The organism is Thioclava sp. IC9, assembly GCF_002213225.1.
Classification (GTDB): Bacteria; Pseudomonadota; Alphaproteobacteria; order Rhodobacterales; family Rhodobacteraceae; genus Thioclava; species Thioclava nitratireducens.
The window spans coordinates 20,181-37,324 of record NZ_NBNX01000011.1; the positions used below are offsets into that span (position 1 = coordinate 20,181).

Annotated in this window: 17 protein-coding genes; all 17 read left to right on the forward strand. The window is 54.7% G+C overall.

Annotated elements, in window-relative coordinates; genetic code table 11:
- The first annotated feature begins 9 nt into the window (after positions 1-9).
- The 17 genes from B6V76_RS18530 (at position 10) to B6V76_RS18605 (ending at position 17,135) form a co-directional block, all read left to right on the forward strand.
- Positions 10-1,278, forward strand: coding sequence for a DUF6538 domain-containing protein (locus B6V76_RS18530; RefSeq protein WP_088728160.1), 1,269 nt, complete (start codon positions 10-12; stop codon positions 1,276-1,278).
- A 576-nt stretch (positions 1,279-1,854) separates the two neighbouring features.
- Positions 1,855-2,247, forward strand: coding sequence for a MarR family EPS-associated transcriptional regulator (locus B6V76_RS18535; RefSeq protein ID WP_088728161.1), 393 nt, complete (start codon positions 1,855-1,857; stop codon positions 2,245-2,247).
- A complete protein-coding gene (locus tag B6V76_RS18540) occupies positions 2,244-3,206 on the forward strand; it encodes a polysaccharide deacetylase family protein (RefSeq protein WP_088728162.1) in 963 nt (320 codons plus the stop codon). The genes B6V76_RS18535 and B6V76_RS18540 overlap by 4 nt, the downstream gene beginning before the upstream one ends.
- Positions 3,197-3,967 (forward strand): formyl transferase, encoded by a 771-nt coding sequence (locus B6V76_RS18545; RefSeq protein ID WP_088728163.1) that lies wholly within the window; start codon positions 3,197-3,199, stop codon positions 3,965-3,967. The genes B6V76_RS18540 and B6V76_RS18545 overlap by 10 nt, the downstream gene beginning before the upstream one ends.
- 16 nt (positions 3,968-3,983) lie before the next feature.
- Positions 3,984-4,997 carry an NAD-dependent epimerase/dehydratase family protein gene (locus tag B6V76_RS18550; RefSeq protein ID WP_088728164.1) on the forward strand — a complete coding sequence of 338 codons (1,014 nt, stop codon included), beginning with the start codon at positions 3,984-3,986 and terminating at the stop codon, positions 4,995-4,997.
- Positions 4,998-5,010: 13 nt separating this feature from the next.
- Positions 5,011-6,288 (forward strand): Vi polysaccharide biosynthesis UDP-N-acetylglucosamine C-6 dehydrogenase TviB, encoded by a 1,278-nt coding sequence (tviB, locus tag B6V76_RS18555; protein ID WP_088728165.1) that lies wholly within the window; start codon positions 5,011-5,013, stop codon positions 6,286-6,288.
- The gene (locus tag B6V76_RS18560) at positions 6,285-6,836 is read left to right on the forward strand and encodes a GNAT family N-acetyltransferase (protein WP_088728166.1); all 552 of its coding nucleotides are present in this window, start codon (positions 6,285-6,287) and stop codon (positions 6,834-6,836) included. The genes tviB and B6V76_RS18560 overlap by 4 nt, the downstream gene beginning before the upstream one ends.
- On the forward strand, positions 6,833-7,270 hold the full coding sequence (locus B6V76_RS18565) for an FdtA/QdtA family cupin domain-containing protein (RefSeq protein ID WP_088728167.1): 438 nt from the start codon (positions 6,833-6,835) through the stop codon (positions 7,268-7,270). The genes B6V76_RS18560 and B6V76_RS18565 overlap by 4 nt, the downstream gene beginning before the upstream one ends.
- Positions 7,267-8,367, forward strand: a complete 1,101-nt coding sequence (locus tag B6V76_RS18570) for a DegT/DnrJ/EryC1/StrS family aminotransferase (RefSeq protein ID WP_088728168.1) — start codon at positions 7,267-7,269, stop codon at positions 8,365-8,367. The genes B6V76_RS18565 and B6V76_RS18570 overlap by 4 nt, the downstream gene beginning before the upstream one ends.
- Complete coding sequence (locus B6V76_RS18575) at positions 8,364-9,875, forward strand: O-antigen translocase (protein WP_088728169.1); 1,512 nt, start codon at positions 8,364-8,366, stop codon at positions 9,873-9,875. Before B6V76_RS18570 ends, B6V76_RS18575 begins: the two co-directional genes overlap by 4 nt.
- Positions 9,854-10,195, forward strand: a complete 342-nt coding sequence (locus tag B6V76_RS18580) for a hypothetical protein (RefSeq protein ID WP_088728170.1) — start codon at positions 9,854-9,856, stop codon at positions 10,193-10,195. Before B6V76_RS18575 ends, B6V76_RS18580 begins: the two co-directional genes overlap by 22 nt.
- A gap of 1 nt (position 10,196) precedes the next feature.
- Complete coding sequence (locus B6V76_RS19765) at positions 10,197-11,660, forward strand: hypothetical protein (RefSeq protein ID WP_141104945.1); 1,464 nt, start codon at positions 10,197-10,199, stop codon at positions 11,658-11,660.
- Positions 11,657-12,676 carry a glycosyltransferase gene (locus B6V76_RS18585; protein WP_276206144.1) on the forward strand — a complete coding sequence of 340 codons (1,020 nt, stop codon included), beginning with the start codon at positions 11,657-11,659 and terminating at the stop codon, positions 12,674-12,676. The genes B6V76_RS19765 and B6V76_RS18585 overlap by 4 nt, the downstream gene beginning before the upstream one ends.
- A complete protein-coding gene (locus B6V76_RS18590; RefSeq protein ID WP_088728172.1) occupies positions 12,676-13,764 on the forward strand; it encodes a glycosyltransferase in 1,089 nt (362 codons plus the stop codon). Before B6V76_RS18585 ends, B6V76_RS18590 begins: the two co-directional genes overlap by 1 nt.
- Positions 13,765-13,796: 32 nt before the next feature.
- Entirely contained in the window at positions 13,797-14,960 is a 1,164-nt protein-coding gene (locus B6V76_RS18595; RefSeq protein WP_240497899.1) for a glycosyltransferase, read from the forward strand.
- Entirely contained in the window at positions 14,957-16,087 is a 1,131-nt protein-coding gene (locus B6V76_RS18600; protein WP_206184243.1) for a glycosyltransferase family 4 protein, read from the forward strand. The genes B6V76_RS18595 and B6V76_RS18600 overlap by 4 nt, the downstream gene beginning before the upstream one ends.
- Before the next feature lie 10 nt (positions 16,088-16,097).
- Positions 16,098-17,135 (forward strand): EpsG family protein, encoded by a 1,038-nt coding sequence (locus B6V76_RS18605; RefSeq protein WP_088728174.1) that lies wholly within the window; start codon positions 16,098-16,100, stop codon positions 17,133-17,135.
- The last annotated feature ends 9 nt before the right edge of the window (positions 17,136-17,144 follow it).

Here is a 17,144-nt window from a genome sequence, read left to right on the forward strand (position 1 = left end):
AGATGTGCGATGAATATCACCAAGCGTGGCGAAGTCTGGCATCTGCGTCGGCGAGTTCCCAAGGGGTATGCCGCTGTCGATCCGCGCCGCGAGGTGGTGATCAGCCTTCGAACTGGGTCTGAGACGGTGGCGCGACAAAAGGCGCCGGTGCTCTGGGCCGAGCAGATCGAGGTCTGGGAGGCGATGCTCGATGGCGACACGGAAGACGCGGAGGCGCGGTTTGCTGCGGCCAAGCGGTTTGCCAAGGCGCGAGGCTACCGGTTTCTCGATGCGCGCAAGGTGGCGCGTCTGCCTGTGCAAGAGCTGCTCGCGCGTATCGATCTGGTCACCAGTGACGAGATGCGCGACCCGCTTGGAGCGGACTCCCTTCTTGGTGGGGCGGAGCTGCCGTTGATCACCGTATCGCGGGCGCTCGAGCTGTTCTGGGGGCTCGCACGCGACAAGACATTGGGCAAGAGCGCGGATCAGGTGCGGCGCTGGCGCTATCCGCATCTCAAGGCGGTGCAGAATTTCATCGCGGTTGTCGGGGACAAGCCGCTTGATGATCTGACGCGCGATGATTTCCTCGATTTTCGCGATTGGTGGGCAGTGCGGATGGCGTGCGAAGGGCTCACCGCGAATTCCGCGAATAAGGACCTGACGCATCTAAGTGCGGTGTTGAGGCGCGTGATCCGCGACAAGCGGCTCGGGCTCGAACTGCCGCTCGAGGATCTCGGCTTCCGGCAGGGGAAAGCAGCGCGGCGGCCTTCCTTCTCCGATCCGTGGGTCCGGGATCGCTTGCTGGCCCCCGGTGCGCTCGATGGGCTGGAGCCGCAGGCACGGGCGATCTTGCTCGTGATGGTGAATACCGGGCTGCGTCCGAGCGAGATTGCAGCGCTACGACCCGAGGAAATCCGGCTCGAGGATCCGATCCCGCATTTGCTGTTGCAGCCGATCGGGCGGGTTCTGAAGACGCAGAATGCGGAACGGGTGATGCCGCTGCACGGGGTGTCGCTCGAGGCGATGCGAGCGTTCCCGGATGGGTTTTCGCGTTATCGCGAAAGCTCGGCCACGCTGAGTGCCACTGTGAACACCTATCTGCGGGATGCAGGCCTGCTCGAGAGCGAGCGGCATTCTCTCTACAGCTTGCGGCATGCGTTTGAAGATCGGATGCTTGCAGCTGAGATCGATGAGCGGATCCGGCGCGATATCATGGGGCATGCTCTGGGGCGCGAGCGCTACGGGGAAGGGGGGCGACTTGCAATGATTGCGGATCTACTTGAGCCGATCGCTTTCTGAGTTGTTGTCCTCGCGATGCCGCTGGTCGCTGAGTTGGCTTTGCTCGAACTGTCAAATTTTCTTCTTACTCACTCAACTTTATGAAAAGAAAATTTGACATAGAGCGCCGCTCACAACTCAGAGCCACGCTTCGGTAATGATCATCATGACCCTTGAGGGTTTCATTCAACGTTTGCGGGGCTACCGCAGTCACTGCGCGGTCTTTCGGGTGGGGCGCCTCTTGTCCGTTGCGCCCGGTCTTCCTCAATGAAGGTCTCAGGGTCTTAAGTGCGCAAACCTTGAACGCGCAAACCTTGTCGCTGGTGGGCGGAACTTCGCACTTAGCTGCTAGAAATATGTATTTCGCTTGCCTATCGGGAAGCGGCGCGCCATTAGATGGCCAGCGCTGGGCGGTCCTCTGCTGACATAGACGAAAGGTCCACGCCGCTTCCTCCTCCTCGGTTGTGCATTCTCAGGCGATGAGCTACGTTCAAAATTGAACGTCATGCTTGCCATGTATTCAAAAAAACAAACCATTGCCACGAGGCGGACCGCGGTCCGCTCTCGTGCGGTAGCAATTGATGATGGGGCGCGGCGATGAGCGAGGTTCAGGAGCGAGCTCGCGAAGATGCAAGGTATCGCATCCTGCGCCTTATCGAAGAGAAGCCTTCAATCAGCCAGCGTGAGCTCTCCCAACATGTCGGCATCAGCGTTGGAGCGATCAACTACGTCCTCAAGGCGTTTGTCGATAAAGGGTTAGTCAAGCTCGGCAACTTCTCGGCTTCAAAACACAAGCATCGTTACGCTTATATTTTGACGCCGAAAGGGGTTGCCGAAAAAAGTTCTCTTACGCGTCGTTTTCTCGAGCGTAAGGTTGCCGAGTATGAGGCGCTCAAATCTGAAATCGAAGATCTGCGTGGGGAGCTGAGCAAGAAAGGAGGTATCACTTTTTCGGAAAAAACGCATTCGGAAAAGGAGATAAAGGAATGAGCGGTCGCTTCATCATTTCGCTCGACTTTGAGCTGCTTTGGGGGGTTCGGGATCATTCTGATCGCAACGCCTACGGTCAGAATATAATTGGTGCTCGCGAGGCAATTCCGAGAATACTCGATCTTTTTGCTGAATATGGAATCTACGCGACTTGGGCTACCGTTGGTTTTGCGATGTGCGCAGACCGCGATGAGTTAATGGCGTGTTTGCCGCCAGTGGACGAACGGCCCCTCTATTCGAATCCACGTTTGTCAAGTTATAGGTATCTTGATGAGGTCGGGTCAAAAGAAAGCCGAGATCCGTATTATTTTGGCGCTTCTTTGGTTGATCGAATTGTCAGAACACCCTGCCAGGAAATAGGCACTCATACTTTATCTCACTATTACTGCCTCGAGGATGGTCAGAAAACTGAGGATTTTGAGGCCGATCTTCGCGCAGCATGTTTCCTTGCTCGGACTCGAAATATCGAACTTAAATCGATTGTTTTCCCTCGTAATCAATTTGGACCCGAACATCTTAAAATATGCGAGAGCTATGGGATTTCATCGTTTAGAGGGAACCCCCAAAAATGGGCCTATCGTTCCGCGAAGAGTTCGGAGCAAACTCGGGTGCGCCGCGCGTTACGGTTGGCAGATGCATACACAGGCCTTCTGGGTCCACACGTTGCCAGAGCAGAATCCGGTATATGCACGAACCTTCCCGCTAGTCGATTCCTACGTCCTGCGAGCGGAAAACTAGCACTATTTCATCCGTTACACATCGGAAACATTGAACGCGGGATGACCGCCGCTGCGCAGTCAGGAGCAGACTACCACCTTTGGTGGCATCCACATAATTTTGGCCGTGGCTTGGACGCTAGCCTCGGTGGTTTGATCGCGGTTCTTCAGCATTACCGCAGCCTGCACGACGCTTACGGTTGGGAAACGAGTAGTATGACGAAGGCTGCCACATGCGTTTAACTATTCTTGGTGGATCAGGGCCATCGACCGAAATCTTACTCAACTGGCTTCAAAGCTCTGGATATAACGAAATCGAGGTTATCATCGAAGCTCCTGTGCCACGCAAGACTATCCTCCGCAGCCGGGTGCGGCGCTTAGGGTTGGCGGCAGTGGCCGGACAGGTAGCATTCATTGCGCTGGTCTTGCCATGGTTGCGCCGCACTAGTCGCGGGCGATTAGACGAGATATTGAGGACCAATGGCCTGAGCCTCGCCACCGACGTCCGTGCAAACCGTATCCATGTGGCCAACGTCAACAGCACTGAGGTAGCTGAGCGCCTGCGCGCGCGCGCGCCTGACGTGGTTATCGTTAATGGCACCCGCATTCTTCGACCGATCGTTATGAACGCTGTGGATTCGCCATTCATTAATACTCATGTTGGCATTACCCCAGCCTATCGCGGCGTCCACGGCGGCTATTGGGCGCTATGGAATGATGATAAAAGTAATTTCGGTGTAACATTGCACTTGGTGGACGAGGGGGTCGATACAGGCGACATTCTCGCTCAGGAGCGTACGACACCGACACGAGCTGACAATTTTGCAACCTACCCGTTGCTTCAGCAGGCGGTGGCCCTCCCTGCTCTCAATAAGATTCTTCAAATGGTGGCGCGAGGTGAACGACTCATGCCCAACCCTGTTCCTGAAAGTGCGACAAGCAGGCAGTGGTATCACCCGACGATTTTTCAATATGCTTCGGGTCGGATGCGTGACGTAAAATAGAAGAAAAGGAAAAAATTTGAAACGTATCCTTATTACCGGGACGGCCGGTTTTATCGGCTTCCATCTTGCGAAGTTTCTTCTAGGAGAAGGTTTTCGCGTTCACGGCTATGATGGAATAACAGATTACTACGACGTTAATCTCAAGCAACGCCGCCATGCGATGCTGCTGCAAAACCAAAGTTTCTCGGCAACGGAAGGGATGCTCGAAGATCAGATCCTGTTCGATCAAGTCGCGGATGAGTTCAAACCCGATGTGATCGTCCATCTCGCAGCGCAGGCGGGTGTGCGATACAGCTTGGAAAACCCGCGGGCCTATATCGATGCGAATGTGATTGGCACTTTCAATGTCATGGAGGCGGCGCGCCGGTTGGAAGTGCAGCATCTCCTGATGGCCTCGACCTCGTCGGTCTACGGCGCGAATGAAGAGATGCCCTTCACCGAGACCGAGAAGGCCGATACCCAGCTTACGATCTACGCCGCGACAAAGAAGGCGACCGAGGCGATGGGACATTCTTATGCCCATTTGTGGAATTTGCCGACGACAATGTTCCGCTTCTTCACGGTCTACGGCACCTGGGGCCGACCGGATCTCGCGCTTTACAAGTTTGTGGATGCGATCCTCGATGGTCGCCCGATTGATATCTACAACCACGGCGACATGTATCGCGACTTTACCTATGTCGATGATCTTGTGCGCGGTATCCGTTTGCTAATTGATGCGGTGCCAGTGCGTCCAGCGTCGCGCGACGAGATCCCGGAATGGGATAGTCTGTCTCCGGTCGCGCCATACCGTGTGGTGAATATCGGTAATTCCGACAAAGTGCGCCTTTTGGACTTCATCGATGCGATCGAGGACTGCCTCGGGCAGAAAGCCGAACGCAACTACATGCCAATGCAGATGGGCGATGTGCCCGCGACTTGGGCCGACGCGACTCTGCTTCAGAACCTGACAGGCTATTGCCCCCAGACTGATTTCAAAGATGGGATCGCGCAATTTGTCGAGTGGTTCCGAGACTATTACCGGAAATGAAGGACAGTTTAAGATGAAATTGACTGCAGATAGCCCAATTGCGGTGATCGGCCTTGGTTATGTTGGTCTCCCGCTTGCCGTGGAACTCGGCAAGCTCCGTCCAGTGATCGGCTTTGACGTCAACTCCGACCGCATCGCCGAGCTGTGCGCTGGACGTGATCACACGCGCGAAATTTCGACCGAGGAATTGGCCGAGGCATCCCATCTGGAATTCATCGACGACCCGACGCGGTTGGCGGAGGCGACGATTTTCATCGTCACCGTGCCGACGCCGATCGATGCGCATAGGCGCCCCGATCTGACGCCCTTGATCAAGGCCTCGGAAACTGTGGGCCGAGCGCTGAAGCGTGGAGATATCGTGATCTATGAGAGCACGGTGTATCCTGGGGCAACCGAAGAGGATTGTGTGCCCGTGCTCGAACAGGTTTCAGGTTTGAAATTCAACGAGGATTTCTTCTGCGGCTACTCCCCCGAGCGGATCAACCCGGGCGACAAAGAGCACCGGCTGACTACAATCAAGAAGGTTACTGCGGGCTCGACCCCGGAGGCTGCGGATGTGGTAGATGCGCTCTATGCTTCGATCGTCACGGCTGGCACGCATAAGGCCGAAAGCATCCGTGTAGCCGAAGCTGCAAAAGTCATCGAGAACACTCAACGTGACCTCAATATCGCGTTGGTCAACGAGCTCGCGAAGATCTTCAACCGCCTTGAGATTGATACCGACGCGGTGTTGCGTGCTGCTGGGACCAAGTGGAACTTCCTACCGTTCCGTCCGGGCCTGGTTGGTGGGCATTGTATCGGCGTCGATCCTTACTACCTGACCCATAAGGCTGAGGCGATCGGTTATCATCCCGAAGTCATCCTCGCTGGACGCAGGATCAACGACGGGATGGGTGCTTATGTCGCGGGACAACTCGTCAAAGCGATGCTGAGGCGCGGTGTTCCGGTTGCGGGGTCTCGGGTGTTGGTGCTCGGGCTGACCTTTAAAGAGAACTGCCCAGATCTGCGCAACACGCGGGTTGTCGATGTAATGGCAGAGTTGTGCGATTATGGAATGCATGTAGATGTCCATGATCCTTGGGTCGACGCGGATGAGGCTCAGGCGGAATACGGTATTTCGCCAGTCGCCGAGCCTACCTTCGCCACTTACGACGCTGTTGTTCTCGCTGTTGCCCATCAAGAGTTCCGCGAGATGGGGGAGGGCGGATTGCGCGCGTTCGGAAAAGACGGGCATGTGCTGTTCGACCTAAAGAGCGTTCTTCCCGCAGGGGCAAGCGAGGTTCGTTTGTGAGGCCGCTGGCTCCTTTGGAGGTTTCGGGGCCCCGGCTGAAGTTGCGGGCGGTGAAGTCCGATGATGCTGGATACATTCATGCATTGCGGACGGATTCTGCCTATAACGCGCATCTGTCTGCCGTTACCGGCACGGTTGAGGATCAGCGCCGCTGGATCGAGGACTACAAGCTTCGTGAAGCGGAGGGAGCTGAGTATTACTACGTAGCCGAGCGGCTTGACGATGGTAGGCGCTGTGGCGTGGTTCGCCTTTACGATATTGAGGACGATCATTTCACTTGGGGTAGCTGGATCCTTGATAAAAACAAGCCGCAGAAAGCGGCACTCGAAAGCGCGGTTCTTTCGTTCGGCATAGGCTTTCATGCGCTGGGCAAAACGATGGCCCTAATCGACGTTCGTCATGGCAATAACCATGCTGCGGCATTCTATCGTCGGCTTGGGATGGATGAATTAGGACGTGACGACGAAAATTTTTATTTTCAATACCTAAGAGGCCGCTACGAAGCCGATTTGGGACAACATCTTGCGGTATTGGAGGAACAAAAATGATCGGTAATACCGAAGGTAATGATATTGGCTCTGTCCGTATGGTAGACTTACCGCAAATTCACGATCCACGGGGTGATCTGACATTTATTGAGGGCGGTAATCATCTGCCGTTTGACATCAAGAGAGTATATTATCTCTACAACGTTCCGGTAGATGCAGAGCGTGGAGGGCACGCGCACAGGGAGTTGGAGCAGGTCGTTTTCGCTCTGTCCGGAAGCTTTCGAATGAAGATCGACGACGGCCAAACCAAATCGGAATATTGGCTGCGCGATCCGCGAAAGGGCCTTTATATCAACCGCATGATCTGGCGTGAGATGGATGCCTTCAGCCAAGGAGCCGTTTGCATGGTTCTTGCTTCGCACCGCTATGATGAGGCTGATTACTACCGCGACTATGACGAGTTCATCGCGGCTGTCCGGGGGGGGCAGGCATGAATGTGCCCTTCCTAGACCTCGGCGCCGCTTACCGAGAGTTGAAGGCTGAGATCGACGCCGCCGTCACTCGTGTTCTCGAGAGTGGCTGGTATGTCCTCGGCCCCGAAGTCGAGGCTTTCGAAGCCGAATGGGCAAGGTATTGCGGTGCATCTCATGCAGTCGGGCTTGGCAATGGTCTCGATGCGTTAATTCTTTCGCTACGCGCCCTTGACGTCGGCCCCGGTGACGAGGTCATCGTGCCATCGAACACTTACATCGCCACCTGGCTAGCTGTTAGCGCGGTCGGGGCGAACCCGGTCCCTGTCGAGCCCGATCCCGCGACATATAATATCGACCCGGCACGGCTTGCGGCGGCGATCACCGATCGGACCAAGGTGCTCCTGCCTGTCCACCTCTATGGGCAACCGGCTGATCTCGATCCGATCGTGAAGCTCGCTCGGGAAAAGGGGATCGCAGTTGTCGAAGACGCGGCCCAAGCCCACGGTGCGCGTTACAAAGGCCAGCGTATTGGCGCACATGGCGACGTAGTGTGCTGGAGCTTCTATCCAGGCAAGAACCTCGGCGCGCTCGGTGATGGCGGCGCGATCACAACCAATCGCGAGGATCTCGCAGATCGCATCCGTGTTCTGCGAAATTATGGTAGCCGAGAGAAATACGTGAACGAGGTCAAAGGCGTAAATTCGCGCCTCGACCCTGTGCAGGCCGCCGTTCTACGGGTGAAGCTTCCGCATCTCGACGTATGGACGAAGCGGCGTCGCGACATCGCTACTGCGTATACCGAAGGCCTCGCTGACAGCGGGTTGATCCTGCCGCATGTTCCCGATTGGGCCGAGCCAGCTTGGCATCTCTACGTCGTTCGTTCGGCTGAGCGCGATGTCTTGCAGGCGCGGCTGAAAGAAGCCGGGATCGGCACGTTGATCCACTACCCGATTCCGCCGCATATGCAGGAGGCCTATGTAGAGATGGGGTTCGCACCCGAAGCGTTACCGCTCGCGAAATGTTTGGCGGAGGAAGTGTTGAGCCTGCCGATGGGGCCGCAGCTAGGCCATGAGGATGCCGCCTGTGGCATCGAAGCTATTCGCGATTCTCTCACGTGAGTACGACGAGTTCTTATCGGACGATTCTGCGCTCCTCGTCGATTATCGGCGCGGCGCAGGTGGTCAATATCCTAGTTGGCCTGATCCGGATGAAAATTGTCGCCGTCCTGATCGGGCCGGCGGGCGTGGGGCTTATCGGGCTTTATGCCAACCTGATTCAGACTGCGACGACGGTTGCGGGGCTCGGGATCGGCAATGTCGGCACCCGGCGCATCGCGACCGCGCATGCGGAAGGCGGCGCGGCCGAAATTGGACGAACCCGTCGTATTCTGTTCTGGGGGGCGCTGATTCTTGCGTCGCTTGGCGCATTAGGCTTCTGGCTTTTGCGCGGGGTCATCGCCGAGCAAATGCTAGACGAACCGGAAAAGTCCAAATATGTCGGGTGGCTCGCGATCGGTGTGGCGCTCAATGTCGGCGCGGTCTCACAGAGTGCGCTTCTCACCGGCATGCGCAGGATCGGCGATCTCGCTCGGGTTAATGTCCTTGCCGGGATACTCGGGACGATCGCGAATATCTTCATCCTTTGGGTCTGGGGAATGCAAGGCCTGATTGCTGTCGTGCTTGTTTCGCCAGCAGTGACTTTCATGCTTGGCCATCTCTTCGTGTCGCGCCTCGGACCGCTCGAGGGGCGTCAGCCGATCCTGCGCGAAATGATGAGCGAGTGGGGCGAGATGGCGCGGCTTGGATTCGCGTTCATGCTGAGTGGCGTTGTCGCGACCGTCGGCGCGCTCGCGGTAAGGACACTGGTGCAGCGCGAACTCGGGCCTGATGCTCTGGGGCAATTTCAGGCGGCATGGGTTATCGGAATGACCTATCTTGGCGCTGTGCTCGGCGCGATGGGGGCCGACTATTTTCCCCGTTTGACAGCCGTGATCAACGATCCCAAGGCGGCAACACGAATGGTGAACGAGCAAACCGAAGTCGCCTTGCTGCTCACGGCGCCGATCCTTTTGATGATGCTCGGCTTCGTGCCCTGGGTGATCAGCCTGCTCTATACCAGCGATTTTGCGCCTGCGGTCGAGATCCTGCGCTGGCAATTGTTGGGCGATATTCTGAAGGTCATGAGCTGGCCGTTGGGATTTGTCATCATGGCGTCGGGGGCGGGCAAGACCTTTGTTGGAACCGAGACTGCGGGAATGTCGGCTTTCGCTCTTGGCACGTTCATTGGACTTCCGATCCTCGGTGTGACCGCGACAGGTATCGCATTTCTTGCCATGTATGTTATCTACTTGCCTCTGGTCTATTGGCAGGCGCGCTCGCGAATTGATTTTCGGCTGAGCGCGGCCGTGCGCAGACAGGCAATCGTCTTACTGCTGACGGCGGTTTCCGTGGACATCGCCAGCCGCTGGTCTGCGCCGCTTGGCGCGACAATCGGAACTCTGGGCGCTGTCGCAATGGGGTTCTGGACGCTCACGCGCCTGTCGAAGCTGACCGAGGCAAAGGGCAAGCTCGGCCGCATCGCGGCCTTCGGCGAAAAGGTAAGAGCATGGATGATCAGGCAACGCTGAAAACCTACGGCAACCCGGAACTCTCCGAAGACACCAAAGAGCGCCAGCTCGTCACTTTCGCGCTCTTTGCCTACAATCAAGAGAAATGCAGCCGTCAAGCGGTCAAAGTCACGTTTCCGCTGGCTTATTCGCTGCGAGAGAATGCTCTTTCGGATGACTGCTCGCCCAAGGGGGCATTCGAAATTATGGAAAAAATGGCGAAGGGGCAAAAAGGATCATATCTGGTAACGGTGAGGCGAGCATCTGCGAAAAAACTGTTGCCAAGCGAGGCCCGCGCGCCTTTTCGCTTCAATCAGCTGTTCCATTCAGAGTTGAATTGATATGCGCAAACGCGACTTCAGTGAACGTGCAAGTCTCGCAAACTTCTTACGGTCGCGGGCTCTTTCCTCTAACTCTCAGAGCGAAGCAAGGGCGCTCGCCTACCTATACGGTGATTTTCTGAGTCATAATCTGACAGATATTTTTGTTGATTCAGATTTTCAGATCCGCATGACACAAAGATACTCAAAAAGTAAGCCCAAGCGAGAGCTTTTGGGAGCGGTTCATTATATCACTAATCCGCTTGAAACCGGAGGGCATACCCAGCTTTTTTCCCGTATGGTCGAAAGTCAAATAAAATCAGGTGACAAGGTTTCTGTCATTTCAAGGGTGCCCCATACGATTATTGATACGTTGCGTGATATTGGTGTATCGACATATATAGCAAGTGACCTCGATGAACTATTTGAAGTTCTCCCGACGGAAACGCTGTACTTGCACAATCATCCTCGTGACCTTGATGCTTGTATTTTTGCAGATAGAGCCAGCGCCGCGGGATGCAAAGTGAATTTCGTTAATCATGCTGATCATACATTTTCGTTTCAGCCACTTCATAGGGTGAATTTTCTCGAAGTTAGTGGTTACGGAGCGGCAATCACGAAAAGGTATCGGATCGCCGATTCCCAGAGCTTTATTGGTATACCTTCGCCAATTTTAGAGGAAATTCATTGGAAGCCGTCGGCCGAACGTTTTCTTGTAACTATGGCGCGACGAGATAAGGTGCGCCCATATGGTGATCTGAATTATCCACGTTTCGTAAATAGCCTGACGCTCAGACACGAGATTCCCCTCATTATCTTTGGCCAAACAGGGGCGGAGCCTTGGTGGTCGGAGTATAAAAGGAACGATTTTTTGGAGTTCCGTGGCTATCAGCCTTTAGAAAACATAATTCCATTCATCCAGAGAAGTTTTGGATATATTGATAGCTTTCCTTTGACGGGGGGGACCGTCCTAACCCTTGTTGGGTCGATTGGCGTTCCGATTTTTTCGCTTAAACATGGAGCTGTCGGATACAATGTTTTGGAGCAGGTCCGTCAGTCAACTTTGGTTGATTTGAATGCTTCATTAGATAAGTACCTCACCAATGGAATTCTGCCTTACGACCTTAATCTAATGAAAGAAACAGTGGATATGTGGCATTCTGATTCAAAGTTTCAGGAGCGTGTCGAAAAAACACATCTCAATAAACCCTTAGACATTCCCACTTGGGCGTTACTCAAAGATGGTGACGTGGATATTTTTGATGTGCGCAGCCAGCTTTTCCCTGTTACCCGGTTTCCATTCGAATTAGAATCCGCAATTATGCTCTCTACACGCATCCGAATACTTTTCAAGATTTTTCCTGTAGCCAATTTTTATTCAGATTTGACGTGCCGATCGTTTTTTGTGTCATTGATTGGAAGGGGCGGATCAATCTATAAAAAAATGCGGAATATCATCAAATTTTTTCAGCGGAGCTCAAGTTGACAAGAATATCTGTAGCTATGGCTACCTACAATGGTTCCGGCTTTTTGTCCGAGCAGCTGGATAGTTTAGCTGCTCAATCGCGTCTGCCTGATGAGCTTGTTGTTGGTGATGACGGCTCGACTGACAGCACTCTCGAGATCGTTGAAAATTTTCGAAGGAATGCCCCGTTTCCGGTTCATATTCATAGGAACGAAGTAAATCTCGGCTTCGCCGGGAACTTCCTTTCTACAGCGCAGCGGTGTAATGGGGATTGGATCGCCTTTTGCGATCAAGATGATGTTTGGCTGCCAAATAAGTTATCGGATGCTGTAACAGCTATTGAAGTGACGCCGAACTGTTGTATGGTTCTTCAGAATGCTTGGCTAAGTGATAAAATGCTCAGCGCGCGGGGGCGTAAGTTTCCTGATAAGATTTCGCCAGGTAGCTACGGCGCGAACACTCAATACGGATTTTGGGTCTGGCTTGGCTGTCTTCAAACCGTCGATCGACGGATTTTGCAGCTTTGGGATAGGAAATCCCTTCCTAGGAATTACTTCGCCGCGCACCCTCAAATATCTCACGACAAGTGGACTTGCATTATTGCAAACGCAATCGGCGGGATTGTTGTTCTGGATGAGCCGGCAGCACTTTACAGGCGACATGATGATGCGTTGACGGGCGATTACGCTCAGCAATCGCTCGTAGAACGAGTAAGCAAGGCACGATCTGTGTCGGCCGATCACTACGATTTTCTCGCCGATGTCGCTGGGGAATATTCAGGATATATGGAGTATTTGTCTAAGTATGTGGATGACTTAAAATGGTCTTCGGCGTTTCGTAATGGTGCATACAGTTTTCGCGAGCTCGAAGTGATTCAACGCTTGCGTGCCGACCTTTACAATGGCAATCGGTTATCGTCTCGATTAAGATCTTTCGAGACTATCTTCCGGAAAGGTGGGTATTTCGGTTCACCTTTCTTTGCCATGGGGGCGCGTAGTGCTACCAAAGACGCCTTTTGCGTCATGTTCGGGGCATAATGCGAATTTCTATTTTACTACCTGACTTACGCGGTGGAGGCGCGGAACGGGTTATGCTCGATCTTGCCCATGAGTTTGCTCGTGCTGGTCATCAAGTGGAGTTTGTGTTGATGCGAGCGGAAGGTGAGTTTCTTTTTGAAGCTCAGCGCAAATTCGGCATCGTCGATCTCGCGAGCCCGCGAGCGCGCAACGTCCCTTTCGCCCTCGCCCGTTACCTTCGTCGCCGCCGTCCCGCTGCGTTGATTGTCGCAATGTGGCCACTCACCGTGATAGCGCCCGTGGCCGCACGTCTCGCGCGATTTCGGGGGAAGGTGCTTATCAGCGAACATGCGATCTTGTCACAGCAGTATGCGCCGCGCGGCGCGATCCACAGGCTCGCATTGCGGGGCTCCACCTTTATTGGCTATCGGCTCGCGACGACGCGTATCGGCGTCTCGCGCGGGACGTGTTCCGATATGGCCGTCCTATCGCGAATGGGGAGCGAGAGCTTTGTTCCAATCCATAACCCTATCCGACCTAGTGCCAACCCCGCACCCAAAGAACTGGATACAGCGAACGTCGCATGGGGGGCAACTGGACCACGCATCCTGTCCGTCGGAAATCTCAAGCCAGTAAAAAACCATGACCTTCTTCTCCGCGCGTTTGCGATGTTGGAGCATCCCGAGGCTCGATTGATGCTATTAGGAAGGGGCCAGAACGAAGCTAACTTGCGGGCGCTCGCGCAAAAATTAGGTGTCGCAGATAAGGTGATCTTCGCAGGTTTTCAACCCGACCCTTCGCCGTTTTATTCAACCGCCGATTTGTTCGTTCTGTCCTCGGACCATGAAGGCTTCGGCAATGTGATTGTTGAGGCGCTTTCTTTTGGTCTGCCTGTTGTGTCAACGGACTGTCCTTCGGGGCCCGCAGAAATCCTTGAGAACGGGCAACTTGGCTACCTCGTCCCGGTTGGCGACGCGCATGCGCTGGCTTCAGCCATTGATGCTGCGTTGTCAGCGCCAGCGAACGCCGAAGCGCTGAAGCGCCGCGCTGCTGATTTCGCACCTGAGATCGCCGCTCGCAAATATCTCAAACTATTGGGCCTTTCATGACACCCACGCTTTACCTGACGCGCAACGGGCTTATGGAGCCACTTGGGCAGAGCCAAGTGCTGGCCTATCTGCGAGGGCTTTCTACAGATTGTCGAATAACTCTGATAACATACGAAAAGGACGAGGACAGGAACGATATAGCGCGCTTTACCGCGTTGCGGACTGAGTGTGAGCGGCTAGGCATTCGCTGGTTACCCCAGCGGTTTCGACCCCGGCCAAAGGTAATCGCGCCTGCTTTGTCGATGCTGCGGATGGTGTGGCTTGTTCGCCGCGAGGTGCGCGGCCAACAAGCGCAATTAATTCATGCCCGTTCCTACATTCCGGCCGCTGTTGCGATGATCGTATCGCGCACGACCGGCGTGCCGTTCATTTTTGACATGCGTGCGCTTTGGCCCGAGGAATTGATTACTGCCGGAAGGCTTCGTCGCGGATCCTTTCTTTATCGCTCGATTGTCATGGCTGAGCGGGCCTGCCTGAAGTCAGCTGCAGGGGTCGTGTCGCTAACCGATGCAGCGGTCAAGCACCTTCGTCAGATTTATTCTTCAGAGCTCGCCAATCAGTGTATTGTTGTCATTCCGACTTGCGCCGATCTCGACCGGTTCGTGCCTGCCGAGAATAAGCCTGACGCGATTGAGATCGGTTGTCTGGGAACAGTCCTAAGCGGTTGGTTCAAGTTGGATTGGCTCGTAAGCTTTTTGTCCGTTGCGGTTGAGCGAAGGCCAAATATCAGGATCGCTCTCACAACGCGCGATGACCCTGAAGAGGTGCGCGCCGCGTTTCGCGGCAACGAGGCGGCTCTCGAGCGACTTGAGATCGCGCCGAGTCCGTCAGAACAAGTCCCGGATATCTTGCGTGATCAGACGGCATCGGTGATGTTTTTCACAAATGGGCTTTCAAAGCTTGGAAGCAGCCCAACCCGCATGGGGGAAATTCTCGGCTGTGGCATGCCTGTTGTTGCGAATGATGGCGTCGGCGATGTTGCCGCAATTATTCGCAAGTACGACGTCGGTGTGCTCGTCGAGAGTGCTTCAAAAGAAGATATGAATGTGGCCTGGGACAAGCTCCAGTCGCTGCTTGAAGATCCTGATTTACCCGATCGCTGCCGGCGAGCCGCTGAAGAGGTCTTTTCGCTAAAGAGCGGCATCGCGGCTTATCGCAATCTTTACGAAGACATCCTGCATAGGCCGTCGCAATGATGTGTCTGCGACCCGAAAGCAAACCTAAACCAATTCGCATTCATGCGCTTTCGCGCTATGGCCGGCTCGGGGCATCCAGCCGTTTACGAATAATGCAATTTTCTCCATATTTGGAAGCCGCTGGTATATATCTAGAGGTATTGCCTTTTTTTGGGGATTTGTATCTTCAGAGAAGGTATGCGGGCGAGAACACGTCGGCCCAGTCTGTTTTCGCATTTTGGCGGCGTTTCACGGCCTTCAAAGTCCTTCGTGATACGAATCTGGTGTGGATCGAAAAAGAAGCCTTGCCGTGGCTTCCCTGGCTGATTGAGCGCGCATTTTTGCCAGAGCACGTGCCGATTGTGAGCGACTATGATGACGCCATATTTCACAATTATGATATTCATCGTTCCGCGATCGTGCGCCGGGTCATGGGGCACAAGATCGATCGAGTAATGGCAATTTCTTCTCTTGTGGCCGCAGGCAATTCCTATCTTGCCGATCGTGCGCAAAAAGCTGGAGCGTCCGAGGTGAGAGTGGTTCCGACTGTCGTCGACTCCGAAGTATATTCACCGAGGGAGAAGGACGCTGAAGCAAGAAAAAGTGTTTCTGTTGGGTGGATTGGGACCCCGAACACTTGGGGATTATTTCTAGAGCCCATGATGCCAATGCTTCAACATACGATTTCCCGGATGTCCGCGCGCTTGCGCGTGATCGGTGCCGGCGCGACGGCATCGCGATATCCCTGTGTCGATAATTTTGCTTGGTCTGAGGAAGAAGAGGTTTCCGAGATCCAAAAAATGGATATTGGCATCATGCCTTTGACGGATACTCCCTGGGCGCGCGGAAAATGCGGCTACAAGCTCATCCAATACATGGCCTGTGGCTTGCCGGTGATCGCCTCCCCTGTGGGCGTGAATTCCGAAATCGTGGAGCACGGTGTGAACGGGTTCCTTGCCTCAAATGAGGCGGAATGGCGGGAGGCACTTGACGCGCTTCTGACCGATCGCAAGTTGCGTGCCCGTATGGGAGCGGCGGGGCGCAAAAAGGTCGAAGAGCAGTATTCGCTTCAGGTCTGGGGCCCCCGCGTTGCCCAGATGCTTCGAGATGTCGCCGTGACGCATTCAAAAAAACGCCGCGGCCACTGAGCCATTCGCGATGCTGGTCTATTACTCGATCTACAGTTTCCTGATCTTGCTCGGGCGCGCGGCTAAGCGGGGCGGGCTCTACTGGCTCGCTCTCGTGAGCCTCTTTGTTGTTGCCGGATTTAGATATGAAGTCGGCTGCGACTGGAGCGGATATCTCGCGAATTGGTATATTATGGACGGCCGTTCGCTAGATTCTGCCTTTCAATATAGCGAGCCTGCTCATTGGGCGATCATCGCGCTCTTGCAGCAAGCGGGACAGAGTTACACCTACCTTCTTGTCATCGCGTCGGGGGTCTTTTTCTGGGGGCTCCACTCCCTCGCACGGCGGCAACCAAATCCGCTCGCTGTTCTCGTGCTCGCCTTTCCGATCCTCGTCATCAACATGCCGATGTCGGCGATCCGCCAAGCTGAGGCGATTGGTATCATGTGCTTCGCATTCGCCGCATTTGTGGATCGGAAGCTACTTCGCTACGTCGCGCTCGTGGGACTCGCGGTTCTGTTTCATCGCAGTGCGATGATCTTTCTGGCGTTTGCGCCGTTCATTCATCTTCAATTCACGAAACGCAATGTGGCGTTCTCGATGCTGCTGGCTCTGCCCGGTCTCTATTTGATGACGCAAACTGCTGCGGCGGATGAGGCGATGGGCCGTTATGTCGGAACGGGCGTCGACGCAGCGGGGGCGGCTTTTCGACTTCTTGTCCTCGTCTTGTCCGGGGCGCTTTACCTGTTGAAAATTCGGCCCCTTTGGAAGCGTCAGTTTCCGCAAGACTATAAATTGGTGACGATCGCAGCGTGGCTGATGGTCGCCTCCTTTGGGCTTTTCTTTGTGTCTTCCGTGATTGGCGATCGTTTTGGGTATTACCTCATTCCGTTGCAGCTCGTGATTTTCGTGAGGATTCCCTATCTGCAGGGACTGCGCAATCGGCAGCTCTGGACCTTCGCGCCCTATGCCTTGCTCACGACTGTCTTCTTCGTCTGGACACAGCTCTCCTGGCATTTCCAGCAATGCTACGTTCCTTACCAATTCGGCATCTATTCAGATAGCTGAACAAACTTC